23 protein-coding genes are annotated in these 23,973 nt (G+C 33.2%); 11 read left to right on the top strand and 12 right to left on the bottom strand.

All coding sequences use genetic code 11. From position 1 onward, the window contains the following. Positions 1–18: 18 nt before the first annotated feature. The gene (locus ACNQGB_RS10620) at positions 19–2,487 is read right to left on the bottom strand and encodes a TonB-dependent receptor (protein WP_417944116.1); all 2,469 of its coding nucleotides are present in this window, start codon (positions 2,485–2,487) and stop codon (positions 19–21) included. Between the two features lie 14 nt (positions 2,488–2,501). Further along, positions 2,502–4,199, bottom strand: coding sequence for a M23 family metallopeptidase (locus ACNQGB_RS10615; protein ID WP_472777111.1), 1,698 nt, complete (start codon positions 4,197–4,199; stop codon positions 2,502–2,504). A 171-nt stretch (positions 4,200–4,370) separates the two neighbouring features. Here ACNQGB_RS10615 and ACNQGB_RS10610 point away from each other — a divergent pair, with 171 nt between their 5' ends. The 3 genes from ACNQGB_RS10610 to rny all read left to right on the top strand — a co-directional run bounded on the left by ACNQGB_RS10610 (position 4,371) and on the right by rny (position 6,735). Further along, positions 4,371–4,661 carry a hypothetical protein gene (locus ACNQGB_RS10610; RefSeq protein ID WP_417944114.1) on the top strand — a complete coding sequence of 97 codons (291 nt, stop codon included), beginning with the start codon at positions 4,371–4,373 and terminating at the stop codon, positions 4,659–4,661. 8 nt (positions 4,662–4,669) lie between these two features. Then, positions 4,670–4,963, top strand: coding sequence for a cell division protein ZapA (locus tag ACNQGB_RS10605; RefSeq protein WP_309760337.1), 294 nt, complete (start codon positions 4,670–4,672; stop codon positions 4,961–4,963). A 206-nt stretch (positions 4,964–5,169) separates the two neighbouring features. Next, positions 5,170–6,735, top strand: coding sequence for a ribonuclease Y (rny, locus tag ACNQGB_RS10600; RefSeq protein WP_417944113.1), 1,566 nt, complete (start codon positions 5,170–5,172; stop codon positions 6,733–6,735). Positions 6,736–6,815: 80 nt separating this feature from the next. On the opposite strand, the gene xerD is transcribed toward rny, so the two are convergent. From xerD to ACNQGB_RS10580, 4 genes are all read right to left on the bottom strand, one after another. Then, a complete protein-coding gene (gene xerD / locus ACNQGB_RS10595; RefSeq protein ID WP_417944144.1) occupies positions 6,816–7,721 on the bottom strand; it encodes a site-specific tyrosine recombinase XerD in 906 nt (301 codons plus the stop codon). Positions 7,722–7,796: 75 nt separating this feature from the next. Next, positions 7,797–8,390, bottom strand: a complete 594-nt coding sequence (locus tag ACNQGB_RS10590) for a hypothetical protein (protein WP_417944112.1) — start codon at positions 8,388–8,390, stop codon at positions 7,797–7,799. A gap of 188 nt (positions 8,391–8,578) precedes the next feature. After that, entirely contained in the window at positions 8,579–9,196 is a 618-nt protein-coding gene (locus ACNQGB_RS10585; RefSeq protein ID WP_417944111.1) for a porin family protein, read from the bottom strand. A 153-nt stretch (positions 9,197–9,349) separates the two neighbouring features. Beyond that, positions 9,350–9,922: a porin family protein gene (locus ACNQGB_RS10580; protein ID WP_417944110.1), complete on the bottom strand. Its 573-nt coding sequence runs from the start codon at positions 9,920–9,922 to the stop codon at positions 9,350–9,352. 683 nt (positions 9,923–10,605) lie between these two features. On the opposite strand from ACNQGB_RS10580, the gene ACNQGB_RS10575 reads away from it, so the two are divergent. The 3 genes from ACNQGB_RS10575 to ACNQGB_RS10565 all read left to right on the top strand — a co-directional run bounded on the left by ACNQGB_RS10575 (position 10,606) and on the right by ACNQGB_RS10565 (position 14,232). Further along, positions 10,606–11,169, top strand: a complete 564-nt coding sequence (locus tag ACNQGB_RS10575; protein WP_417944109.1) for a porin family protein — start codon at positions 10,606–10,608, stop codon at positions 11,167–11,169. A gap of 72 nt (positions 11,170–11,241) precedes the next feature. Then, positions 11,242–11,655, top strand: coding sequence for a type II 3-dehydroquinate dehydratase (gene aroQ, locus ACNQGB_RS10570; protein ID WP_309758979.1), 414 nt, complete (start codon positions 11,242–11,244; stop codon positions 11,653–11,655). A gap of 90 nt (positions 11,656–11,745) precedes the next feature. Beyond that, positions 11,746–14,232 (top strand): DUF5686 and carboxypeptidase regulatory-like domain-containing protein, encoded by a 2,487-nt coding sequence (locus ACNQGB_RS10565; protein WP_417944108.1) that lies wholly within the window; start codon positions 11,746–11,748, stop codon positions 14,230–14,232. Between the two features lie 94 nt (positions 14,233–14,326). On the opposite strand, the gene ACNQGB_RS10560 is transcribed toward ACNQGB_RS10565, so the two are convergent. The 4 genes from ACNQGB_RS10560 to ACNQGB_RS10545 all read right to left on the bottom strand — a co-directional run bounded on the left by ACNQGB_RS10560 (position 14,327) and on the right by ACNQGB_RS10545 (position 17,821). Then, positions 14,327–15,193: a cation diffusion facilitator family transporter gene (locus tag ACNQGB_RS10560; RefSeq protein WP_417944107.1), complete on the bottom strand. Its 867-nt coding sequence runs from the start codon at positions 15,191–15,193 to the stop codon at positions 14,327–14,329. Positions 15,194–15,306: 113 nt separating this feature from the next. After that, positions 15,307–16,617: a UDP-N-acetylglucosamine 1-carboxyvinyltransferase gene (gene murA, locus ACNQGB_RS10555; RefSeq protein WP_417944106.1), complete on the bottom strand. Its 1,311-nt coding sequence runs from the start codon at positions 16,615–16,617 to the stop codon at positions 15,307–15,309. A gap of 104 nt (positions 16,618–16,721) precedes the next feature. Then, positions 16,722–17,447: a DUF4290 domain-containing protein gene (locus ACNQGB_RS10550; protein WP_417944105.1), complete on the bottom strand. Its 726-nt coding sequence runs from the start codon at positions 17,445–17,447 to the stop codon at positions 16,722–16,724. Between the two features lie 89 nt (positions 17,448–17,536). Continuing rightward, on the bottom strand, positions 17,537–17,821 hold the full coding sequence (locus ACNQGB_RS10545) for a DUF493 family protein (RefSeq protein ID WP_417944104.1): 285 nt from the start codon (positions 17,819–17,821) through the stop codon (positions 17,537–17,539). Between the two features lie 147 nt (positions 17,822–17,968). On the opposite strand from ACNQGB_RS10545, the gene ACNQGB_RS10540 reads away from it, so the two are divergent. The 5 genes from ACNQGB_RS10540 to ACNQGB_RS10520 all read left to right on the top strand — a co-directional run bounded on the left by ACNQGB_RS10540 (position 17,969) and on the right by ACNQGB_RS10520 (position 22,539). Beyond that, positions 17,969–18,508 (top strand): AAA family ATPase, encoded by a 540-nt coding sequence (locus tag ACNQGB_RS10540; protein ID WP_417944103.1) that lies wholly within the window; start codon positions 17,969–17,971, stop codon positions 18,506–18,508. Between the two features lie 58 nt (positions 18,509–18,566). Continuing rightward, positions 18,567–20,462: a RecQ family ATP-dependent DNA helicase gene (locus ACNQGB_RS10535; RefSeq protein WP_417944102.1), complete on the top strand. Its 1,896-nt coding sequence runs from the start codon at positions 18,567–18,569 to the stop codon at positions 20,460–20,462. Then, on the top strand, positions 20,462–21,409 hold the full coding sequence (gene fmt, locus ACNQGB_RS10530; RefSeq protein WP_417944101.1) for a methionyl-tRNA formyltransferase: 948 nt from the start codon (positions 20,462–20,464) through the stop codon (positions 21,407–21,409). The genes ACNQGB_RS10535 and fmt overlap by 1 nt, the downstream gene beginning before the upstream one ends. Before the next feature lie 179 nt (positions 21,410–21,588). Beyond that, on the top strand, positions 21,589–21,861 hold the full coding sequence (locus tag ACNQGB_RS10525; RefSeq protein WP_026706853.1) for an HU family DNA-binding protein: 273 nt from the start codon (positions 21,589–21,591) through the stop codon (positions 21,859–21,861). A 117-nt stretch (positions 21,862–21,978) separates the two neighbouring features. Next, positions 21,979–22,539: a YqgE/AlgH family protein gene (locus ACNQGB_RS10520; protein ID WP_309760679.1), complete on the top strand. Its 561-nt coding sequence runs from the start codon at positions 21,979–21,981 to the stop codon at positions 22,537–22,539. Here the strand turns inward: ACNQGB_RS10520 and ACNQGB_RS10515 are convergent. Together ACNQGB_RS10515 and ACNQGB_RS10510 are read right to left on the bottom strand one after the other, a co-directional pair. Further along, positions 22,536–23,375 carry an aminotransferase class IV gene (locus tag ACNQGB_RS10515; protein WP_417944100.1) on the bottom strand — a complete coding sequence of 280 codons (840 nt, stop codon included), beginning with the start codon at positions 23,373–23,375 and terminating at the stop codon, positions 22,536–22,538. The genes ACNQGB_RS10520 and ACNQGB_RS10515 overlap by 4 nt on opposite strands. Positions 23,376–23,430: 55 nt before the next feature. Continuing rightward, positions 23,431–23,823, bottom strand: a complete 393-nt coding sequence (locus ACNQGB_RS10510) for an START-like domain-containing protein (RefSeq protein ID WP_309760675.1) — start codon at positions 23,821–23,823, stop codon at positions 23,431–23,433. Positions 23,824–23,973 lie beyond the last annotated feature (150 nt).

Genomic DNA, 23,973 nt, shown 5'->3' with positions numbered 1-23,973 from the left:
TTGCTTTAATTATATCGTTTACAACTTCGCAGTAAGCTTAACATTAAAAACTCGTGTTGTCATATAATTAGGAATTGCATATTGATTTTTAGAATATACATCCCTAACCCAAGTATTTGTGATGGCGTTTTGGTTGTCAAAAAGATTGAAAATTTCTAATCCTATTGCCAATTCTTGGAAATCTTTGAACAAACCCGAATCTCTTTTAACTGTAGTGTTATCAATAAAAACCTTAGAAAAACCCACATCTACGCGACGGTAATCATTCAATCTATTTTGGTACAAATATGGATCAGCATACGATGGCGAACCTCCAGGCAATCCAGTGTTGTAAACTAGGTTCAGATACAATTTTATACTGGGAATATTAGGCATATAGTCTTGAAAAAGCATTCCAAATTTCAATCGTTGATCCGTAGGTCTGGCAATAAATCCTCTGTCATTACTATTTTCTTCAGTTTTCAAATAACCAAAACTAATCCAAGATTCAGTTCCAGGTACAAACTCTCCGTTTAGGCGTACATCTAATCCTTGTGCGTAAGCAGTTGCATCATTATTGGCTGCATAGCGTATGCGAACATTATCAATCGTATAAGTATTTACATCTGTCAAAGATTTATAATACAACTCCGAAACTAATTTAAAAGGACGATTCCACATTTTGAAACTGTAGTCATTTCCCAAAACAAAATGTACTGATTGTTGTGCTTTGGTATTGGGTTGTACCGTTCCGGTAGCATCTCTCAACTCCCTGTAAAATGGCGGCTGATGGTACAAACCTCCTGAAATTCTAAAAACCATTTCCTTTTCCCAGTCTGGTTTAATAGCAAACTGTACTCTAGGACTCACCCTTATTTGGGATTTACCTGCTATTGTTGCGCCTATCACTTCCCAATTGTGCGCCCTAATTCCTGCATTATACCATACTTGACTCGTACCAATATTCGATTTCAAACTCCATTGCACATAACCTGAAAATCTATTGATGGAGTTAAAATTTGTTGCACGAATATTTTGATACGGAACCAATGGTCCTGTGTAAGGCGTGTAAGGCTGATCATTTCTTGGCAAATCAATAATTGGTGGATTTAAAGAGAAACCAGCGGAATCAATAACCTCCCACTCTATTATTCGGTCACGTATAGATTCTCGTGTGTATTTTATTCCCCATTCTAATTGGTTTTCTTTCCAATCATGAAATCCTTTTATCTCTGTGTTTACAATCAAAGCATCTAAATCATTTCTCGCATGACTTAGTTGTGATCCTATACCTCTGGTTAAAGCTACATCGCCAAAAGTTTCAGAACCAATATTAGAGTCTACTTCGCCCAATCTGTATTGAGCAAAAATGTCAAAATATTCTTGTTCTAAAGTATGAAAAATCGAACCAATAAATTTCAATGTAAAATTATCGGAGGCATTAAAAGTTGTTTTTAAAGCACCAAAATACGTATCATACTTATCCTTTTCTTGCCCTTCGTAAAAAACAGTCAATGCCATAGGATTGTCAATGGTTCCAAAGTTAGTCTGTCTCGTTAATGGCTGGTATTGGTATTTATTTTGAGAAATATTACCTAGAAAACTCCATTGCCATTTTGCAGAAGCCTGGTAATTTATATTGGTTTGAATATCCGCAAAAGATGGCGTAAAATTAGTTTGTGTTTCCTGGCTATTTACCAAAAGGCTGTTGTTGCGGTATCGAACTCCAGTAACGGCTGACCATTTTTTATCTCTAGAAATAGCATCAACTGAAAGACTTCCGCCAAGAAAACTGGCCTCGAGGCTTGCGCCAAATTGAACTGGCTTTCTATACGTAATATCTAATACTGATGATAATTTGTCGCCAAACTTTGCTTGAAAACCTCCTGCAGAAAAATCAACATTCTGAACTAAATCGGTGTTGGTGAAACTCAGTCCTTCTTGTTGCCCCGAACGAACTAAAAACGGGCGATACACTTCGATTTCATTGACATAGACCAAATTCTCGTCATAATTTCCACCACGCACGGCATATTGTGTACTCAATTCATTATTAGAGTTTACGCCAGGTAAGGTTTTTAAAATATTTTCGATTCCTGCATTTGCTCCTGGAATTTTCCGAATCACTTCGGGCTCAATCGTAGTGATTCCTTGAACCAACTTTTTGTTATTTGCTGTAATAATCACTTCACCCATTTGCTCCTCTTGATCACTCATCACGGGATTAAACTCTTTTTGTTCATTAGAATCCAAAGAAAAAATAATAGTTATTTTCTTTAAAGAGATGTGTGTAAAAATGATAGTAATATTTTGATTTGCAGGAACTTTTAAATCGTAAAAACCATTTTTATTAGTTTGGGTACCACTACTTGAATACGAAACATTCACGTTTTCAACGGGACGATTATTCTTATCTAACACAACACCTTTTATCCGTGCTGTTTGTGCCGTTATTATTAAAGTAATAAAGAGAAAAAAGACTAGTGGTATACGTTGTTTCGGACTCAAAGGGTATGATTTAATTATTTTTGACTTCTAAAAAAGCGACTTTCAAAGGTAGTTGAATTTCCTACGTTATCGACCACGATAACTTTTAAATCATTAGCACCTTCTGCCACAATACCATCATTAAAATAATGCGTTAGTTTTCTAGTTTTATTATCATATTCAAATAATACCCACTTGCCGTTTAAATAGCCATTATATGATTTTATGCCTGACAAAGTATCAGCTATGGATAACTGAAGTGTTTTTTGATCGCTAATCCATTTACCATCAATAGGAAATACTGAACTTATGGTTGGGGCAACCGTATCAGATACTAATGCGTATTTACCTAAAATTTTAACTTTGGTATTGAAAACACTGTCTTTTCTATAGGTTGGATTGTAATTTATTTTTTTACCGTCAATTCTACCAATAAACATTTTTTCTTTTTGTGCTTCAGTCGACTTGGAGTCTTCAATAGAAATTGTAAAATTAGTGTGTGCTGGAACCGTATCCTCATGCAAAAAAAGAGTGTCATTTTTTACATCAAAATTAAAGTTGAAATCTTCATAAAAAGTTCCTGCCGGTATAAAAACGGACATATTTTCAAGAGCAAAATTAGTATCTGTTTTTGCCCTTACGAAATATTTAGATGGGAATGCATCCGTTGCTATTATTGTGGGTAACAAATCATAATGAATGGGAATAGATACTATTTTTTTATTTCCAAAAAAATCGGATACCTCAATGCGATAAAGCGATGCGAGATTAGGAGATACTTGCAACACCCCTTTATTTTCATCCACTTGTATAATACTCAAATCAAAAGGTGTTTTCATAAACAATTGCTGCACCCGTTGTTGTGTCTTTTTATACTTAGAATAGTCAATTAGCGCATTAATGTATCGCATATCATCAAACGAATAGGTTTTAAATTCATAACCAAAATTTGGTTTCCCATTATAAAAAGATTGTACTTTGAACACGCCATTATTATTAAAAGAAACATCATCAGTATCATAAGCCGAAATACCAAAGCCAATAGAACCATTGGCAACAACTTTGTCTGCCAAATAAGTACCGTCTTTTTGCAAGGAAACATTTAGCAATACAGGTCTTTTAGAACGATTTACTGATGTTTTTGAGTCTAAAGGGTATACATAAAGACCCGAAATTATTGGTTTTTTAGTATCTTTCATAAGTGCATCATATCCAAAAAGCATTGGATTAATTACAAATTCTGTTTTCGTATCCCGAAATTCAAAATGCAAATGTGGCCCTTCAGAAGCTCCAGTATTTCCGGAAAAGGCGATAACTTCTCCTTTTTTTATCAGCAATTCATCAGGCTTAAAAAACATTTCAATTTCAAAGGACTGCTCTTTATAGTGGGTCTTTTTGATGAATTGTTCGATGGCGCCATTGGCTGATTTTAAATGTCCATAAACCGAAGTGTACCCATTAGGATGATTAATGTAGATTGTTTTCCCGTTGCCAAAAGTGGATATTTTAATTCTGGATACATATCCATCAGCTACTGCATAAACACGCAACCCTTCTTTTTGTTGTGTTTTTAAATCAAAACCACCATGAAAATGATTGGGTCTTAACTCACCAAAATTTCCAGATAACTGCATCGGAATATCTAAAGGTGACCTAAAATAATCTTTTGGATAATCTACTTGTGCAAAAAGTGACACACCTAAAAATAAAAAAAATAGGGAAAATTTCATCATTTACATTTTTGCTAAGATAAAAAAAGTATTCAAAAGAACACTAAAAAAAATAGAGTGTAACCCTTTGTAAAACGGCTACTTAATTAATTTAATGCAAAAAAAATAATAAAATATTGCAGAATTAAAAAGGAATACTAACTTTGTATGATTATGTAATGAATAGGATATATAATGAGTGCAATTGCAGAATTTATTGATACTCTTGAGGATAAGATTGAAAAACTTTTTACAAAAATGAAGAGTTTAGAAAGAAATAATCAAGATTTAAAAAACGAATTAATAAAAACAGCATCGATAATACAAAATCAATCCATAGAGATTGAAGCCTTAAAAACGCAGTATGAAACACTCAAAGTTGCCAATACATTACTAGGCAGTGACGATAATAAAAGAGATACAAAGCTTAAAATAAATTCATTAATTCGCGAAATTGATTACTGCATAGCCCAGCTATCAGATTAACATAAGATATGGACGAAAAGCTTAAAATTAAAATATCAATTGCAGACCGAGTGTATCCACTTACAGTAGATTTCGCTCAGGAAGAAGGCCTAAGAAGCGCTTCTAAAAAAATTGATAAGATGATCAAGCAATTTGAAGAAAATTATGCCGTTCGCGACAAGCAAGATGTACTAGCAATGTGTGCTTTGCAATTTGCCTCACAAACAGAACAAAAACAAATTGATAATGCAATTGATGGAGAAGAAACCATCGAAAGAATTAAAAAAATCAATTTAATTTTAGACCAATATCTCGACAAATAAACGTTCTTTACAAAAACTAAGATACTGCCTACATTAGTTCATATTTGGTAAACTCAACACTAACAATTTAGAATGAGCAAATCATCGTTACTATAGCAAGCCAATTCAGTTTGGAAGCTTGAACAACGAGTTAGCTCAAAACTTGTCTTTTCGAGTTTATTCAATCCCTCTAATGTAGGCTTTTTTATATATAAATTTTAACAAACATGGACAACATAGTAACGATCATTATTTCAGGAATTATAGGTATTGCGGGAGGTTTTGGTATTGCAAAACTGATAGAAAAAAGTAACATTTCAAACTTAATCAAAAACGCAAAAAAAGAAGCAGCATCTATATTGAAAGATGCAAATCTTGAAGCTGAAAATATAAAGAAGGATAAAATTCTTCAAGCGAAAGAAAAATTTATTGAATTAAAATCGGAACACGAACAAGTTATTTTAACTCGTGATAAAAAAGTAGCTGAAATAGAAAAAAGAGTTCGCGATAAAGAATCTCAAATTTCTAATGAATTATCGAAAGCTAAGAAAGTAAACGATGATTTTGAATCTAAAACTGCCGAATTCACAACAAAAATTGAAAATCTAGATAAAAAACAAGCTGAAGTTGACAAATTGCATAAAAGTCAGTTGCAACAATTAGAAGTAATATCTGGTTTATCAGCTGAAGAAGCAAAAGATCAATTGGTAGAAGGATTGAAAGCAGAAGCTAAAAGTAAAGCAATGTCTCATATTCAAGATACTATTGAAGAGGCTAAATTAACGGCCCAACAAGAAGCGAAGAAAATCATTATCAATACGATTCAAAGAGTAGGTACAGAAGAAGCAGTAGAAAACTGCGTATCCGTATTCAACATTGAGTCGGATGATGTAAAAGGAAGAATCATTGGTCGTGAAGGTAGAAATATCCGCGCATTAGAAGCAGCTACTGGCGTTGAAATCATTGTAGATGACACACCAGAAGCAATTATCCTTTCTTGTTTTGATCCTGTACGTAGAGAAATTGCACGTCTAGCGCTACATAAATTGGTAACTGACGGTAGAATTCACCCCGCTCGTATTGAGGAAGTAGTTGCGAAAACGGCTAAACAAATTGACGATGAAATTATAGAAGTTGGTAAACGTACCGTTATCGATTTAGGAATTCACGGATTACACCCTGAACTAATTAAAGTAGTAGGACGAATGAAATACCGTTCTTCTTACGGACAGAATTTATTACAACACTCGCGTGAAGTTTCAAAACTATGTGGAATCATGGCAGCTGAACTTGGCTTGAACGTAAAACTGGCTAAAAGAGCAGGTTTATTACACGATATTGGTAAAGTTCCAGATGCCGAAAGTGATCTACCTCACGCTTTATTAGGAATGCAATGGGCAGAGAAATATGGTGAAAAAGAAGAGGTTTGTAACGCCATTGGAGCGCACCATGATGAGATAGAAATGAAATCATTATTATCGCCAATTATACAAGTTTGTGATGCTATATCAGGAGCAAGACCAGGAGCACGACGACAAGTACTAGATTCTTACATTCAACGTCTAAAAGATCTTGAAGAAGTAGCTTACGGATTTAGTGGTGTGAAAAATGCTTACGCAATTCAAGCGGGTAGAGAACTTCGTGTGATTGTAGAGAGTGAAAAAGTTTCGGATGAAAATGCTGCTAACTTATCATTTGATATCTCACAAAAAATACAAACGGAAATGACCTATCCAGGACAAGTTAAAGTAACTGTAATTCGTGAAACAAGAGCGGTGAACATTGCTAAATAAATAGCTTTCTAAAATAAATAGAAAAGATGTATTGATATAAAAATCAATACATCTTTTTTTTTGAAATACTTTCTTTGACTCTACAATGCCTTTTTTCTGGGGTGATAAGCATGTAAAACCTCCGTTAGAAAGGTACGATCTAGATGAAGGTATATTTCGGTTGTAGTGATAGATTCATGCCCCAACATTAATTGTATTGCACGCAAATCGGCTCCATTTTCTAAAAGATGGGTAGCAAAAGAATGCCGTAATGTATGTGGACTTATGGTTTTGTGCAAATTGATTTTGACCGCTAAATCTTTGATAATTGTGAAAATCATGGCGCGCGTGAGCTGTTTTCCACGTCTGTTTAAAAAGAGCGTATCTTCATAGCCTTTTTGAATGGTAACATGTACTCGAATAGTATCTCTGTAGGTTTGAATATAATGTTGAGTCACCTCACTTATTGGAACAAAACGTTGCTTGTTCCCCTTCCCTGTTACTTTTATAAATCCTTCTTCAAAGAATAAATCTGAAATTTTTAGAGCCACAAGTTCAGAAACCCGTAATCCGCAACCGTAAAGAGTTTCAATCATGGCACGATTGCGCTCTCCTTCTTTAGTACTCAAATCAATAGCGTCAATAAGTGCATCAATTTCGATAACCGATAAAGTGTCTGGAAGTTTACGACCTGTTTTAGGAGTTTCAATTAATTCTAAAGGATTGTCCTTGCGATAATCTTCAAAAATCAAGTAACTAAAAAAACTTTTGAGTCCTGAAATAATTCTAGCTTGAGATCGGGCATTGACCTCTTTTGCTACACTATAAATGAATTGCTGCAAAGTCTCCTCTCCAATTTTTAAGGGCGATATGATAATTTCATTTTCATTCAAAAAAAGAAGCAAGCGTTCCACATCAAAAGTATAATTTTCGATGGTATTTTTTGATAAACCCCGTTCGATTTTCAAATAGGATTGATAATTTTTTATGCAGGAAATCCAGTTCATAGGTACAAAGTAAAGCATTTTAAAGCATAAAAAAACCACGCCATAGACGTGGTTTATCATATAATAGAAATAAGATTACTTACCCCATTTTCCTCCACCAACAAAAAATCCTAGGTGAATTCCTAAATAAGAATTAGATATAGTCCCTTGACTATTCCCATTAATATCTTGCAAGGTAGATTTTGGTACTAGGTTGTATTCTAATCCCATTCTAAATTTACCCCATTCAAATCCACCTCGAAGTAATCCACCCATTTTGCCACTTGCATCTAAAGCAACATCTCCATTTGACGTATTGCTATCAACCTCAACATTAGCTATTGAATAATATCCAGCACCGCCTCCAATATAAGGAACAAAAGACTTCCCACCTTTGTTAAAATAGTAGTCATAAGTACCTACGTAAGAACCATTAGCTGAAATTTTAGCACTCTGAGTTTCCCCTTCTCCTTGAATATCACGCACCATAGCAGCTGCACCAATGCGTAAACCCACATTCATATTGTCTTTAATGTTGTACTTAGGTTCAATAGAGAATAAAATTCCTCCACCTCCATTAGAAGGTACGGTATATCCTAAATCTAACCCAACTCTAAATCCACCCTCTTTTTGAGAATATCCATTAGCAAAAGCAAATACAGCAACAGCTGTCAAAATAATTTTTTTCATTTTTTAATTTTTTAATTTTTTTATTTGTTTGTTTGTTTGTTTGTTTGTTTGTTAATATGAGCGTAAAAATAAATAAATACAAAGTAATATACTTCTTACCTGAGATAAGTTATTAACATATTTTAAGTACGACATTAAACAAAAAACCTCCCGATTTCGGGAGGTTTAGAAATCAATTTCTAGAAATATTAGAATTTGTAAGCTAAAGAAAGGGAAAAAACTGAGTTTGTGATTTTTAAATCATCACCCGGTTCTGTCTTACCAATATTTGTCAACCCTAAATTATACCTTACGCCTGCAGCTATATTTTTAGTAAAATCATAACCCAAACCAAAATTTAAACCAAAATCAACAGACTCAAAACTATCTTTTACATCGTCTTCAGCTTCGTTACCATTTGCTTTCGCAACTGTCTTTGCACTCAATAAAAATCCTACTTGTGGACCCACCTCTAAATTGAACTTTTCAGCGGCATAATATTTCAACATAATTGGAACATTAATGTATGACATCTTAATGCTTGCATCAACTACAAAAGTTTGATTTCCATCACTAAATTCAAATTTATCAATATTAGTTCCTTGCATAGAAAACAATAATTCTGGTTGTAGAGCAAGTTTATCAGATAACTTAACCTCTACAAAACCACCAACATTTAAACCTGCCTTAGACTTTAGATCTAAACCATCAGTATCTCCAGAAAAAGATGCTAGATTCAAACCTCCTTTAATTCCAAATTTTGCTTCTTGCGCATTAGCAAATCCAAAAGCACATACAGCAGCAACTGTTAAAATAATTTTTTTCATTTTTTTGTTTGATTATTAGTTTAAGCGTAAAAATAAATAAAACAAAAAGTAATATACTTCCTACCTTAACTAAGTTATTAACATGTTTTTAGATTCCAAAGTAAACAAAAAACCTCCCGATTTGGGAGGTTTAGAAAACTATTTCTAGAAATATTAGAATTTATATCCTAATGAAACAGATAATACATTGTTTGAAACTTTAGTATTATCTCCAGCTTCTGTTTTAGCGATATTAGATAAACCAAGGTTGTATCTTAATCCAGCAGATAAATTTTCTGTGAAATTATATCCAGCTCCAAAATTAAAACCAAAATCAATTGACTCAAAATTGTCTTTAATATTTTCATCTTCAGAACCTACAACTGCTTTAGCACTTGTTAAAAAACCAATTTGCGGTCCTGCCTCAAGACTAAAAGCATCAGCTACATAATATTTAGCCATAACTGGAATATTCAAATAAGAAATATTAAATTTTAAATCGTCGCCATCCACGTCAAATTTTGTTCCTTGAGTAGAGAACAATAATTCAGGTTGAATAGCAAACTTATCCGAAACTTTAAATTCTACAAAACCTCCCAAATGGAAACCTGCTTTTGAAGAATTATCTTCAATATCTCCTGAAAAGTTTGCAAGGTTTAATCCACCTTTAACACCAAATTTAGTTTCTTGCGCATTAGCAAATCCAAAGGCAAATACAGCCGCAACTGTTAAAATAATTTTTTTCATGTTTTTGTTTGTTTATTTGTTTGTTTGTTTGTTTGTTTAATGGCGCAAATGTAAATTAAATCATACCTAAAAATAAAATTTTTGAAAAAAAAAAATTAAATTAAATCTCACAGCGTTCCAAAATTTATAGATAAAAAAATCATAAACTACTATATTTCAGAATATTAAAAAAAGTGTTCTAACTGAATTTAGTGAGACAAATAAAGTTTAGAAATAATATAATTTAAGAGATTATTCTTATAAAAAAACAATGAAAAAGTATAATACACAAGATATAAAGTCTTTCAATTCACTACCAACTATCTTAGCAATTAGGAATTCAAATTAGTACTTTTAACCTAGCATAATGTTTTATTTGTAAAAGATTCAAAAAACAATTGAGAAGTAAACCATATTTTACGTTGAAAACTCCAAACCAAAGTCATACCGTCATAAATAGCACTTAAATCAACCTTAAAACTTGAAAGTACACTAAGAAAGTAACTGTTTGATATTTAGCATTTAAATGTTTAAATTCGGATACTTTTTTAAATTTAATACTAAAAATCAACAATTGCTATCATATCAGGCACACATTGGACTGATTTTTGCAAATAACTTTTTCAAGTAGGATTATACAATATTTTTTAAAAAAAATAGTTCTGACATAGTCCTAAATTTAATTAATAACAATAAAATAAATTATGAAAAAAATCATTCTAGTCGCAGTAGTGCTACTTGCAGCATCGATAGATATGCAAGCACAATTAGTAAAATTTGGAATCAAAGGTGGTTTAAACTATGCCAATCAAAATGGTAGTGATATAACCGTAAATAGCACCAATTATGAAAGTGAAGCTATTACCAGCTATCATGTAGGTTTACTTGCGGAGGTAAAATTGACTGACGGTTTTGCCATACAACCCGAATTGCTATATTCTACACAAGGTGCAACCTATAAAAATGCAGTAGAAGAATTTAATAACGAATTGGGTTATTTATCTATTCCGGTTCTTGCTAAAGTAAGCTTAAACAAATTTATAAGTTTAGATTTTGGTCCTCAAGCTTCTTTCCTATTAAGCGAACGAAAAAATGTGGATTTTAAAGAATCTGAGACTTTTGAGTTTGGAGTTGCGGGTGGATTAAGTTTTAATATTACAAAAAATTTCTTTTTACAAGGTCGCTATGTAGCAGGATTAACCGAAGCAACTCGCGATGCAACAGTTAAAAATTCAGTAGTTCAAGTTTCAGCTGGATTCAAATTTTAAATAAAACCTTTATTTTTCAAGAAACCGTTCCGTAATTTGGAACGGTTTTTTTATTTTTACAAAAATAGAAACATGAAAATAATCATTATCAATGGTCCTAACCTCAATTTACTAGGGAAACGCGAACCAGAAATTTACGGCAGTCAAACTTTTGAAGAATACTTTATCTCTTTGCAAATTAAATATATGGACTTAGAATTAATCTATTTCCAAAGCAATATAGAAGGAGAACTTATTGATAAAATTCAAGAATTTGGTTTTAGGTACGATGGCATTATTCTCAATGCCGGTGCCTATACACACACCTCAATCGGGATAGGTGATGCTGTTAAAGCCATTACAACTCCTGTTGTTGAAGTGCACATTTCGAACACCTACGCCCGCGAAAGTTTCAGACACCAATCCTACATCTCTGGTCATGCAAAAGGAGTTATTCTAGGATTTGGTTTAAAAAGTTATGAATTAGCCCTTCAATCTTTCCTTTAATTGCAATAAAAATACCTTGGCTGAATGTTTAACATATAATTAATACCCTCTTTTTAAACTTCCTCTATTTTTGCGAAAGAAAAAACTTTCATGAAAAAATACTACCTGCTTTTAATTTTCTTGGTTTCTATCGCCAACTATGCTCAAATAAAAGGAACCGTTTCTGACGACAAAGGGAATCCATTGCCTTTTGTTACTGTTTTTCAAGAAGATACGTATAATGGAACGACCTCCAATGAGATGGGCAAATACGAATTAAACCTAAAAAAAACTGAAAAACAAACCGTTGTCTTTCAGTTTTTAGGATTCAAAACACAAAAAATAGCGGTTCAAACTGATAAATTACCTTATACATTTGATGTTAAAATGATCGAAGAAAGCTTTTCTTTGAACGAAGTTGTGATTAATCCTAAAATTAATCCTGCAATAGCTATCATAAAAAATGCAATTGCAAGCCGAAAAGAAAATACTAAAAAATCAGCTCGCTTCCATGCCGACTTTTATTCTCGAGGGATTTTCAAACTAAAAAATGCACCAAAAAAGATATTGGGTCAAAAAATTGGAGATTTAAACGGATCTTTAGATTCTACAGGAACTGGTATTATTTCTTTATCTGAAACATTTTCTAAAATTACTTTTGAAAAACCCAATAATCTAAAAGAAGTGGTCACCGCCTCAAAAGTTAGCGGACGTGACAATGGCTACAGTTACAATACAGCTCGATCTTCTTTTTATGATTTATATGACAACACCGTTGATTTTGGCGTGCAAATGATTTCTCCGATCGCTTCTAATGCCTTCAATTATTATAAATACAAGCTCGAAAATACTTTTTACGATGCTAACAATCAAATGATCAACAAAATAAAAGTGACTGCCACTAGAGATAGCGAACCCGTTTTTGAAGGGTACATTTATATTGTAGAGGATTCTTGGGCTTTATATGCTGTTGATTTAGACATTAAAGGTTACCGTATGAAAGAAGAATTTGTAGATGTAATGACCTTAAAACAAAACTTCGGTTACAACAAAAACAATAAAATCTGGGCTAAAAACACACAAAGTCTTGAAATTACCGCTGGCGCTTTTGGAATAAAATTCACAGGAAAATACACTTACGTGTACAGTAATTACGAATTTGTAGATGCTTTTGCAAAAAAAACCTTTACCAATGAAATCACGAGCGTTGAAATCAATTCAAATAAAAAGGACAGTACTTTCTGGAATAGCAACAGACCTATTCCCTTAACTATCGAAGAAAGCACAGACTATATTAAGAAAGATAGTATTTATAAAGTTAGAAACTCAAAAAAATATTTGGATTCAATTGATGCAAAAGGAAACAAATTCAAACTATTAAAGTTGATTACGGGTTATACTTATAATAACAGTACGACAAAAAATACCTTTAGCTACGATGGACTATTCAATCTTGGTTCTTTGAGTTTTAATACCGTACAAGGGTATAATTTTGACACTGGGTTTCGATACACCAATAGAAAAAACCAAGAAACAAAAGGAATTTATACTTCCATCAGTACCAAACTAAATTATGGTTTTGCTGAAGATCGTTTGCGTGTAATGGGAACAATTATACATCGATTCAACAATCAAAATTACGCTACCTTATTTGCTACTGGAGGTAGTTCCGTACAACAGTTTAACCCAAGTGAACCCATCAGTAAAATTATCAACTCCATAAGTTCTTTGTCTTTCAAGAACAATTTTATGAAGTTGTATAATTTAGAATCTGCAGCCATTGGATACAACCAGAATATCGCAAATGGGGTAAACCTTGGTGGAAAAATATCATATCAACAACGCAAACCATTATTTAATACTACTGATTTCTCCTATTTCAATAAGGAAGATTTGTATACTTCGAACAATCCATTGGCACCAGATGATTTTACCTCATCTGCTTTTGAAAAGCATCATTTGGTAAAGATGACTCTTACTACTAGAATTAATTTTGGAAATAAATATGCTACTCGTCCGGATGGTAAATTCAACATTCGAAATGAAAAGTATCCTACTCTATTATTAAATTATGAAAAAGCTGTAGCGGCAAGTGAGAAAAAATATGAATTTGACCATATAAATGCACAATTAACGTACGATTTAAAATTAGAGAATAAGGGTGTACTTGGCATGAACTTGAAAGCTGGAAAATTTTTGAATGCTGAAAATATCGCTTTTATGGATTATAAACATTTTAACGGCAACCAAACGCACATCGGACAAAGTGCACGTTATCTAAATGTCTTTAATTTATTGCCTTATTATTCCAACAGCACCAACAACCGTTATTTTGAAGCGCATTCTGAATACAATGACGAGGGTTATATTATGAATAAAATTCCGCTTTTGAATAAATTAAAATCAACTTTAATTCTTGGTGGGCATGCACTTTCTACCCCAGGCAATAAACCATATACAGAATTATCTGTTGGTTTGGATAATTTAGGTTTTGGAAAATTCAAGTTGTTGCGTATTGATTATGTGCGTTCCTACCAAAATGGATTTCAAGGAGACGGTGTAGTTTTTGGACTTAAATTCTTGAATGTTTTAGAGTAAATCAATAGATACAAATAGTTTTTTAACAAAAAAAGGCACGAGAAATAATCTTCTTGTGCCTTTTTTAATTTTATAAATAATTCAAATAATGAAATTAATTTGGTTCTACATGAATCAATACATGTCCCAATTCTGGAATTTGTTCTCGTAACGTGTCCTTTAGTTTATGAGCTAAATCATGACCCTCTTTTACGGTATTATTCGAATCTACAATTGCGTGTAAATCTACATGGTATTGCATTCCTGCTTTTCGAATAAAACACTTTTCAGTATCTATAATCCCGTCAACTTGAAGTGAAATGAGTCGGATTTCTGCTATCAAATCATCATATAGATGCTCATCCATTATTTCGCCCAAAGCAGGTCTAAAAATAAGATAACTGTTATAGAATATGAATCCAGATGCAAAAAGCGCTGCCCAATCATCTGCAGATTCATAACCATTGCCAAGGATCAAGGCAATTGAAATTCCCAAAAATGCGGCTACTGATGTAATTGCATCGCTGCGATGGTGCCAAGCATCGGCTCTAAGCGAGGAACTATTGGTTTGAATACTTCTTTTAAGTACTACTCGAAAAGAATACTCTTTCCATGTAATAATAGCGCCTAAAACAAGCAATGTCCAAGGTTTAGGTAGTTCATGTGGCGTTCTAATATTGATGACACTTTCATAAGCGATAATAGTAGCAGAAGTGATTAAGAAACCCACCACCAAAAAGGTAATTAGAGGTTCTGCCCTACCGTGACCGTACGGATGATTTTCATCTGCTGGTTTATTCGAATATTTGATGCCAAACAACACTAAAAATGAAGCGAAAATATCAGCAGTCGACTCGATTGCATCAGCTATTAAAGCATAGGAATTTCCGAAGAAGCCGGCAAATCCTTTAATAATTGCCAAAGACGTATTGCCTATGATGCTAAAATAAGTGGCTTTAATCGCTGTTTGTTCGCTTGACATTTTGTTTTTGTTAGATGAACTAAAACAAAAATCGTTTTAGTAAACCGTCTTGAATGGTTGCATTCAAATTGTATCTTGGTTACTAAAACGATTTTATGAAATTCTTAATTTATTTATGCTCTCACGATGCTGGCACCTATGGCTCTCAATCGTTCGTCAATACGCTCGTACCCTCTATCAATTTGTTCAATGTTTTGGATCGTACTTGTTCCTTTTGCTGAAAGAGCGGCGATTAATAACGAGATTCCCGCACGAATATCTGGTGAAGACATTGTTGTTGCTTTCAATTGTGATTTGAAATCGTGTCCCATAACAACGGCACGATGTGGATCACACAACATAATTTTGGCACCCATATCAATTAACTTGTCTACAAAAAACAATCTGCTTTCAAACATTTTTTGGTGAATCAGTACGTCGCCTTTTGCTTGCGTAGCTACAACGAGAACAATACTCAATAAATCTGGTGTAAATCCAGGCCAAGGAGCATCTGCAATTGTAAGTATAGAACCGTCTATATCAGTTTTTACTTCATACCCATCTAAGTGAGCAGGAATATAAATATCATCACCACGACGTTCCAAAGTAATTCCCAGTTTTCTAAAAGTGCTAGGTATAACTCCTAAATTATCCCAACTCACATCTTTTATTGTAATTTCTGATTTAGTCATTGCAGCAAGACCTATCCAACTTCCAATTTCGATCATATCTGGAAGAATTCTATGCTCGCAACCACCTAAACTTTCAACACCTTCAATAGTTAATAGATTAGATCCAACGCCTGTTATGTTTGCTCCCATCGAGTTTAACATTTTACACAGTTGTTGCAAATAAGGTTCGCAAGCAGCATTGTAAACTGTTGTTCTTCCTTTGGCTAAAACTGCGGCCATAACAATATTAGCAGTTCCTGTCACTGATGCTTCATCGAGCAACATATCGGCACCTTTCAAACCTTTGGGTGCTTCTACACCGTAAAAATGATCTTCTCTGTTGTAACGGAATTTTGCACCTAGATTGATAAATCCTTCAAAGTGAGTATCTAATCTTCTACGGCCAATTTTATCACCACCTGGTTTCGGAATGTAACCTTTACCAAATCGTGCCAAAAGTGGTCCAACAATCATTATGGATCCTCGAAGAGAACCGCCTTCTTTTTTGAATGCTTCGGTTTCTAAATACTGTATATTGACTTCATCCGCTTGAAAAGTATAAGAGCCAGGTCCCGTTTTTTGGATTTTAACGCCTAAATTTCCTAACAGAGTAATTAGTTTATTGATATCAATAATATCAGGAATGTTATTGATGATCACTTTTTCTGGAGTTAAAAGAACAGCACATAAAATTTGTAATGCTTCATTTTTGGCTCCTTGTGGCGTGATTTCTCCTTTAAGACTGATGCCGCCTTCTATTTTAAAAATTCCCATTTTTTTACAGTTATGAGTTATAAATTATTGATTGTGCGTTATAAGATACGAGTTAAAAGTAGGGTCTAAAATTCAAAACTAAAAACTCTTAATTCATAACAAACCTAAAGCGGTTTTCTATTTTGGTTTTTGTGAATCGGATTTGGTTTCCCCATTTTGGTATTCTTATTACTTTGAATTTTTGGAGGACCTGCAGGTGCGATTTTATTCGAAACTCGTTTGTTTGTTCGTAATAAGTCAGTAGTATTTAAAAGCTCTTCGGTACTTTGAAGTAAATTCAACTTCCCGCCTGACAATTCATATAAATGCTCGAAAATAACATCATCTTTCACGGTATCTTTATTCCAGCTTAAATAGGATTTCTTCATGTGATTGGCAATCACTTTTACCAATGCGCTTTTCATTTCGCCCTCGTCCCACTTATTGGCAACATCAATCATGTATTTGATGTTGTTCCCATAATACCGGTATTTTGGAAAATTTTGAGGATAACTTAATACATCCGGTTTCAATTGCAACACTTCACGAGATGGGATTGGGTAAGGAGAATCAGCTACTAATTTAAAATCAGACATTATAAATATCTGATCCCATAATTTGTGCTGAAAATCTGGAACATCACGCAAATGTGGGTTCAAACTACCCATAACTTGAATAATGTATTTTGCCGCTTTATTGCGTTCTAAATCATCTTCAATTTTGGTAGCTTGATCAATTAGTTTTTGCAAATGGCGTCCATATTCTGGAATAATTAAATGAGACCGTTCTGCATTATACTCCAAATGATGCACAACATCGTTCGAGTTTTCTTTGATATATTTTGAATTCATATTCGAATGTATATTTTTGATCTTAATGAGCACCATTTCGAAGATATGACATCATTCGTTTGTACAAACATCAAAATGTAGTTTTGAAACTAAAGTGAGATAATTCCGTTAATGGTAGCTACTTCTTGGTATTTATCTACTATTTCTTGTGCATCTTTCATAGTTACATCTACAGAAATACTGGTAAACTTACCCGTTTTGGATTTTGTTGTTTTGATTACCGCTCCCATACAGTCAAAAGCCAATTGAACACGATCAATATTATCATTTTCGCTAGGCACGATAAATTTGAATAAGTACGTAGCTGGCCATGTATTGCTCAGATCTAACTCTACTTTTAATCTATCATAAAATTCTTGAGTATTCTTGTCCATTTTCAGTTTAAAAATAAAGGCAAATATACTGTTTCATACGTGAATTATGAATTTTGAATTATGATTTTTTATCTAATACTATTTTAAACGCAATCATTTTTTCAAATCCCAATAAGTTTAAGTAATTTTGCCGCTTATTTTTTAAAAGTGCAGAAAGAAATCATAGTTATTATTGGCGGTCCAGGAACAGGTAAAACAACTATCATTGATGGATTGATAGCCAAAGGACATTGTTGTTATCCCGAAATTTCTCGGGAAGTAACTGCAGAGGCAAAAAAGCAAGGAATTGATCAATTGTTCCTAGAAAAACCACTGCTTTTCAGTGAGTTACTTCTTGAAGGCCGAAAAAAACAGTTTCAAAACGCATACAAAGAGCCACATGAAATTGTATTTATTGACCGTGGAATTCCAGATGTTTTGGCTTACATGCACTACATTGGTGATAGCTATCCTGCTTCTTTTGATCGTGCTTGTCGCGAACACACCTACTCAAAAATTTTCATTTTACCACCTTGGGAAGAAATCTACATTAGCGATCACGAACGGTATGAAAACTTCGAACAAGCCAAACTCATCTACAATCACCTTACAGAAACGTATCAAGGTTATGGTTATGAACTTATAGAAGTTCCTAAAGATACCCTAGATAACAGAATTCTTTTTATCTTAGATGAAATTTCTAAATAATTTTCAAGTTTAGAATTTACAATTTGGGATGTTTTCTACGAATTGAAATCTGTAATTTATGCAAGAAGCGTTAGCTATTCTTCAAAAATATTGGAAACACGACAAATTCAGGTCGCTGCAAAAGGAAATTATTGATTCCGTTTTAAGTGGTCAAGACACCTTTGCTTTGATGCCAACAGGAGGTGGGAAATCTATATGTTTCCAGATTCCAGCCTTGATGAACGATGGTATTTGTCTGGTAATTTCGCCCTTAGTTGCATTAATGAAAGACCAAGTAGCTAATTTGCAAAAGCGGAACATCAAAGCCATTGCCTTAACTGGCGGTATACGATCTGAAGAAATGATTGATTTATTGGACAATTGCCAATTCGGAAATTATAAATTTCTTTATTTATCACCAGAACGTTTACAATCAGACTGGATTTTAGACCGCATCAAAAATCTTCCAATCAACTTAATCACTATTGACGAGGCGCATTGTGTATCGCAATGGGGACACGATTTTCGACCCGCTTATTTGAAGATTTCAATACTAAAAAAACATTTCCCAAAAATATCTTTCCTTGCATTAACAGCCACCGCAACCCCAAAAGTCAAAGAAGATATCATCACTGAACTGGGATTGCAGGATGTACACGTTTTTGAGAAATCATTTGCAAGAGAAAACATCGCCTACATGGTTTTTGAAGTAGAAGATAAACTTTTTAGAATCGAACAAATTTTAAAGAAAAACCCAGAATCTTCTATTATTTATGTTCGCAACAGAAAATCCTGTCTGGATATTTCGGGGCAATTAAATTCGTTAGGAATTAAAGCGACCTATTATCATGGTGGACTTTCATCTAAAGAAAAAGATAAGAACATGCAATTGTGGATGAATGAAGCCGCAACAGTTATTGTAGCAACCAATGCTTTCGGAATGGGAATTGACAAAGCCAATGTAAAGACTGTAATTCATATTCAACTGCCAGAAAATTTAGAAAATTACTATCAAGAAGCCGGTCGAGCAGGACGAAATGGCGAAAAAGCATTTGCTATTTTATTAACAAGTCCTTCAGATAATATTCAGGCTGAAAACCAATTTATAAACATTCTTCCTGACAAAAAGTTTTTGAACCTCATGTATGTCAAGCTTTGCAACTACTTTCAAATTGCATACGGAGAAGGCATAAACGAGCAGTTTACCTTCAATTTGCATCATTTTTGTTTGAAGTATGGGTTTCCAACTTTAAAAGCCTACAATGCCATGCAATTTCTGGATAGACAAGGAATTATTAATTTGTCCCAAGAATTTTCTGAAAAAATCTCCATGCAATTTCTTATTCCTTCCAAAGAAGTGATTCGATACATGAGTTTGAATCCGAATGATGAAGAAATTATTTTGGCAATATTGCGCACGTATCCTGGAATTTATGAAATGCAAACCGCATTTAACTTGCCATTAGTTGCAAAAAAATCGAATCATAATGAAACAGAAGTACAAGCAGTATTGCAGAAATTAAAAACAAAAGAGATTATCAATTACCAATCAAAAAACAATGATTCTACATTAATTTTTAATGAAGTTCGCGAAGATGAAAGAACAATTAGTCGGGTTTCAAAGTATTTAGAAAATCAAAATCAATTAAAAAAGGAACAACTTCAATCTGTTTTGAATTATGTTTCAGATAAAAAGGCATGCAAAAACAAGCTTATCTTGCATTATTTTGGTGAAAAAACAGATGTCGATTGTGGAATTTGTTCCTATTGCATTACCAAAAAAAACAAGCAAAAAGACAATACATCGCTCGCGTCAGCAATCGTTACTTTATTACAATCAGAAAATTTAAATTCGAGAGACATACAAAACAGGACTAAAAATAACTCTGAAGAAGTTATCGCAGTCCTTCAATATTTATTAGAAAACAACACAATTTTGGTTAAACCAAATAACAAATACACTTTAAAATTATAATGGAAAAATTACGAATTGTTTTTATGGGAACACCCGAATTTGCCGTAGGGATATTAGATACAATACTAAAAAATAACCACGAAGTTGTAGGCGTAATTACCGCCGCAGACAAACCTGCAGGTCGTGGACAGAAATTAAAATATTCAGCTGTAAAAGAGTATGCGCTGGAAAATAATATTACTTTATTACAGCCAGTAAACCTTAAAGACGAGACTTTTTTATCGGAATTAAAATCGTTGAATGCTAATTTACAAGTCATAGTTGCATTTAGAATGTTACCAAAAGTAGTATGGGAAATGCCATCATTAGGAACTTTCAACCTTCACGCTTCACTCCTACCCAATTATCGTGGAGCTGCACCTATCAATTGGGCAATCATAAATGGTGAAACTAAAACCGGTGTTACTACTTTTTTTATTGATGATAAAATAGATACTGGTGCCATGATCTTAAGTTCTGAAACTCCGATTGAAGAAACCGAAAATGCAGGACAACTGCACGACCGATTGATGGATCTGGGAAGTAAAACTGTCATTGCTTCCTTGGAAATGATTGAAAAAGGAACCGTTTCGACAATTATTCAAACAGATACGGCCCATATTAAAACGGCATACAAGTTAAACAAAGAGAATTGTAAAATAGACTGGACCAAACCAGCTGTAGAAATAAATAATTTGATTCGAGGTTTGAGTCCGTATCCTACTGCTTGGTGTTTTATTCAAGATAAAAACGAAGAATGGAATGTTAAGATATACGAGGCTATAATTGTTTTAGAAGACCATGATTTCAAGATAGGGAGTCTAATTTGCACCAAAAAGGAGATGAAGATTGCTGTAGAAAATGGATTTATTCAAATAGTAAGCTTGCAATTTCCAGGCAAAAAAAAGATGAACGCATCAGAACTGCTTAATGGAATTGCATTTTCAGAGGAAGCTAAAGCTCATTAACATCAATAAAAACGGGTAGTTTGTCGATTTTAACACTACATACAGACTAGCTTGTTAACAAAAAAAATAAGTTATCAACAAAACAGGCTAAAAATGAGCAAAAGTCTTGCAAGGAACGTATTTCCCATTAAATTTGTGTATTAACAATATTTTTAACCAACAATTAATAACTAATTATTATGAACAAATCAGAATTAATCGATGCTATCGCTGCTGATGCAGGAATAACTAAAGCTGCTGCAAAATTAGCTTTGGAATCGTTTTTAGGTAATGTAGGCGAAACTTTGAAAAAAGGTGGTAGAGTATCTCTAGTAGGTTTTGGATCATGGTCAGTTTCAGCTAGAGCTGCAAGAGACGGAAGAAATCCTCAAACAGGAAAAACTATACAAATTGCAGCAAAAAATGTAGTGAAATTTAAAGCAGGTGCAGAATTAGAAGGCGCAGTAAACTAATTTAGTTACACTAGTATAATCAAAACCTTCCAGATGGAAGGTTTTTTTATGCTTTTAAACGATTTTATTTTGCTATATTATAATAAAAAACATAAATTTAATAAAAAATACATTCTGATGATTACAGATAAACTAAAGAAAGGAAATTTGCTTATTGCAGAGCCTACTATAATTGGGGATCTATCATTCAACAGATCGGTAATTTTATTAGCTGATTATAATACTGAAGGTTCTGTTGGTTTTATAATTAACAAACCCTTAAAGTATACTATTCATGACTTAATCCCAGATATAGCGGCGCGATTTAAAATATACAATGGCGGCCCGGTAGAGCAGGATAATCTATATTTTATTCATAACATTCCCGAATTGATTCCTAACAGTATTGAAATCTCTAATGGTATCTACTGGGGAGGCGATTTTGAGTCTACCAAGGAATTAATTAACAAAGGTGCTATTAGCAATGATAACATAAGATTCTTTCTTGGATATACTGGCTGGGATGAAAACCAGTTAGAGAATGAAATGGAAAGTAACTCTTGGATTATAACCTCGAATAGCTACGAAAATAAAATTATCGGAAAATCCGCAACACATTTTTGGAAAGAGCAAATTTTAGAATTGGGTGGAGAGTACCTTATTTGGTCTAACGCTCCAGAAAATCCGTATTTAAACTAAGAAACACCTATCATTTGGTTTAGTTTGTCTACTAATTTCACAGCCATATTTGTGCTGAATTCTTTTTTTCGGTATTGTGTTATGGGCTGAATTCCTTTTATAACATTTGTAATGAACAATTCATCTGCTTTTTGAAGATCAAAAGGAGAAATAACGCCTTCTACAACCTCTATATTCTCGATTTTTTTTGCTAGACTTATTATTTGTCTTCTCATTACACCATTCAAACATCCCTCGGAAATTGGTGGTGTTATAAGTTTATTGCCTTGTAACATAAAGATATTGCCTTGTAATGCTTCAACAACATTTTTACTATCGTTTAATAACAAACAATTATCCAATCCATTTTCATTGGCATAAATGCTTCCCGTTATGTTAATGATTTTATTGGTTGTTTTGACAGAGGAGAGCAGTTGCTTTGTGATATAAAAATCTTTATACAAATCTACTTCATACCTTTTGTTTTCAATTGTGTATGCTTTATTTTCTAAACCAACTGCATGAATAAGATACGAAACTGAGTTATTTTGAGGCAAATAATACCCACCGTCATTTCTATAGACAGTAATTCGGGCACGAGCAGAATCAATTACTTGATTATTTTCAGCTATAGAAAGTATTTGCTCTTCAAGAAATTCCATTGTAAAATTCATTGGAATTTCCATTCGTAGTACTCGCATGGCAGACATTAACCTAAAATAATGATCTTCTAGAAAAAGTATCTTGTTGTTAATGATTTTAATTGTTTCAAAAACAGCATCACCGTATAGAAAAGCTCGGTTCTTTGTTAATACAGTAGCATCTTCGGATATAATAGTTCCATTAAAATTAATCATAAAAAAAGCCCTAAATTTTATTTAGGGCAAATATAAGGTATAAAATACGATTTTACTATACGGAACCTATTAGATGTTTAAGATCGGAAATTTGATTTTCCCACAACAATGTTGCCTCATCCACTTCATCTTTATCTGCAAAATCGACTACCATCAACGATACATCTTTGGTAAGCTCATCTACTAAAATATGTAATTCAAAAAAGTATTCTGTGTCTTTGCTTTGCTCATCAACCCATTTAAATTTTACTTTTTCTCCGGTTTTCTTTGAAGCAAGTCTAGCTTTTTCTTGTGAATCATTCCAAATAAAAGTAAAAAATTCACCACGAGAATTTACATTATCAGCAAACCACTCAGACAAACCTGACGGAGTTGATATGTATTGATATAACAATTGAGGAGAAGAATTTATAGGAAACTCGATTTCGTAACGTACTTTTTGATCCATGAGCTACATTTAATTTTTTGGAAATATATAGAATTTAACTCCGAAAAAAAAACGTTTTCAAAAATATTTTTTTTTATTAAAATTATGCTTGCAAGCATTAATATTATTTTTATATTTGCACCCGCATTCAGGGGTAGTAATCGGCCTTGA

This window comes from Flavobacterium frigidum, from assembly GCF_048286795.2.
The sequence above is the reverse complement of the archived record's forward strand: the minus strand, read 5'-3'. Positions and strand labels throughout refer to the sequence as shown.

Excerpts from the sequence above, each read along its gene's own strand:
- ACNQGB_RS10545 (WP_417944104.1), bottom strand. The coding sequence starts at position 17,821 with ATGGACAAGAATACTCAAGAATTTTATGATAGATTAAAAGTAGAGTTA.
- ACNQGB_RS10525 (WP_026706853.1), top strand. The coding sequence starts at position 21,589 with ATGAACAAATCAGAATTAATCGATGCTATCGCTGCTGATGCAGGAATA.
- ACNQGB_RS10520 (WP_309760679.1), top strand. The coding sequence starts at position 21,979 with ATGATTACAGATAAACTAAAGAAAGGAAATTTGCTTATTGCAGAGCCT.
- ACNQGB_RS10585 (WP_417944111.1), bottom strand. The coding sequence starts at position 9,196 with ATGAAAAAAATTATTTTAACAGTTGCTGCTGTATGTGCTTTTGGATTT.
- ACNQGB_RS10575 (WP_417944109.1), top strand. The coding sequence starts at position 10,606 with ATGAAAAAAATCATTCTAGTCGCAGTAGTGCTACTTGCAGCATCGATA.
- rny (WP_417944113.1), top strand. The coding sequence starts at position 5,170 with ATGGACAACATAGTAACGATCATTATTTCAGGAATTATAGGTATTGCG.
- ACNQGB_RS10590 (WP_417944112.1), bottom strand. The coding sequence starts at position 8,390 with ATGAAAAAAATTATTTTGACAGCTGTTGCTGTATTTGCTTTTGCTAAT.
- ACNQGB_RS10560 (WP_417944107.1), bottom strand. The coding sequence starts at position 15,193 with ATGTCAAGCGAACAAACAGCGATTAAAGCCACTTATTTTAGCATCATA.
- ACNQGB_RS10550 (WP_417944105.1), bottom strand. The coding sequence starts at position 17,447 with ATGAATTCAAAATATATCAAAGAAAACTCGAACGATGTTGTGCATCAT.
- ACNQGB_RS10580 (WP_417944110.1), bottom strand. The coding sequence starts at position 9,922 with ATGAAAAAAATTATTTTAACAGTTGCGGCTGTATTTGCCTTTGGATTT.
- murA (WP_417944106.1), bottom strand. The coding sequence starts at position 16,617 with ATGGGAATTTTTAAAATAGAAGGCGGCATCAGTCTTAAAGGAGAAATC.
- ACNQGB_RS10535 (WP_417944102.1), top strand. The coding sequence starts at position 18,567 with ATGCAAGAAGCGTTAGCTATTCTTCAAAAATATTGGAAACACGACAAA.
- ACNQGB_RS10605 (WP_309760337.1), top strand. The coding sequence starts at position 4,670 with ATGGACGAAAAGCTTAAAATTAAAATATCAATTGCAGACCGAGTGTAT.
- aroQ (WP_309758979.1), top strand. The coding sequence starts at position 11,242 with ATGAAAATAATCATTATCAATGGTCCTAACCTCAATTTACTAGGGAAA.
- ACNQGB_RS10515 (WP_417944100.1), bottom strand. The coding sequence starts at position 23,375 with ATGATTAATTTTAATGGAACTATTATATCCGAAGATGCTACTGTATTA.
- xerD (WP_417944144.1), bottom strand. The coding sequence starts at position 7,721 with ATGAACTGGATTTCCTGCATAAAAAATTATCAATCCTATTTGAAAATC.
- ACNQGB_RS10510 (WP_309760675.1), bottom strand. The coding sequence starts at position 23,823 with ATGGATCAAAAAGTACGTTACGAAATCGAGTTTCCTATAAATTCTTCT.
- fmt (WP_417944101.1), top strand. The coding sequence starts at position 20,462 with ATGGAAAAATTACGAATTGTTTTTATGGGAACACCCGAATTTGCCGTA.
- ACNQGB_RS10615 (WP_472777111.1), bottom strand. The coding sequence starts at position 4,199 with ATGATGAAATTTTCCCTATTTTTTTTATTTTTAGGTGTGTCACTTTTT.
- ACNQGB_RS10565 (WP_417944108.1), top strand. The coding sequence starts at position 11,746 with ATGAAAAAATACTACCTGCTTTTAATTTTCTTGGTTTCTATCGCCAAC.
- ACNQGB_RS10610 (WP_417944114.1), top strand. The coding sequence starts at position 4,371 with ATGAGTGCAATTGCAGAATTTATTGATACTCTTGAGGATAAGATTGAA.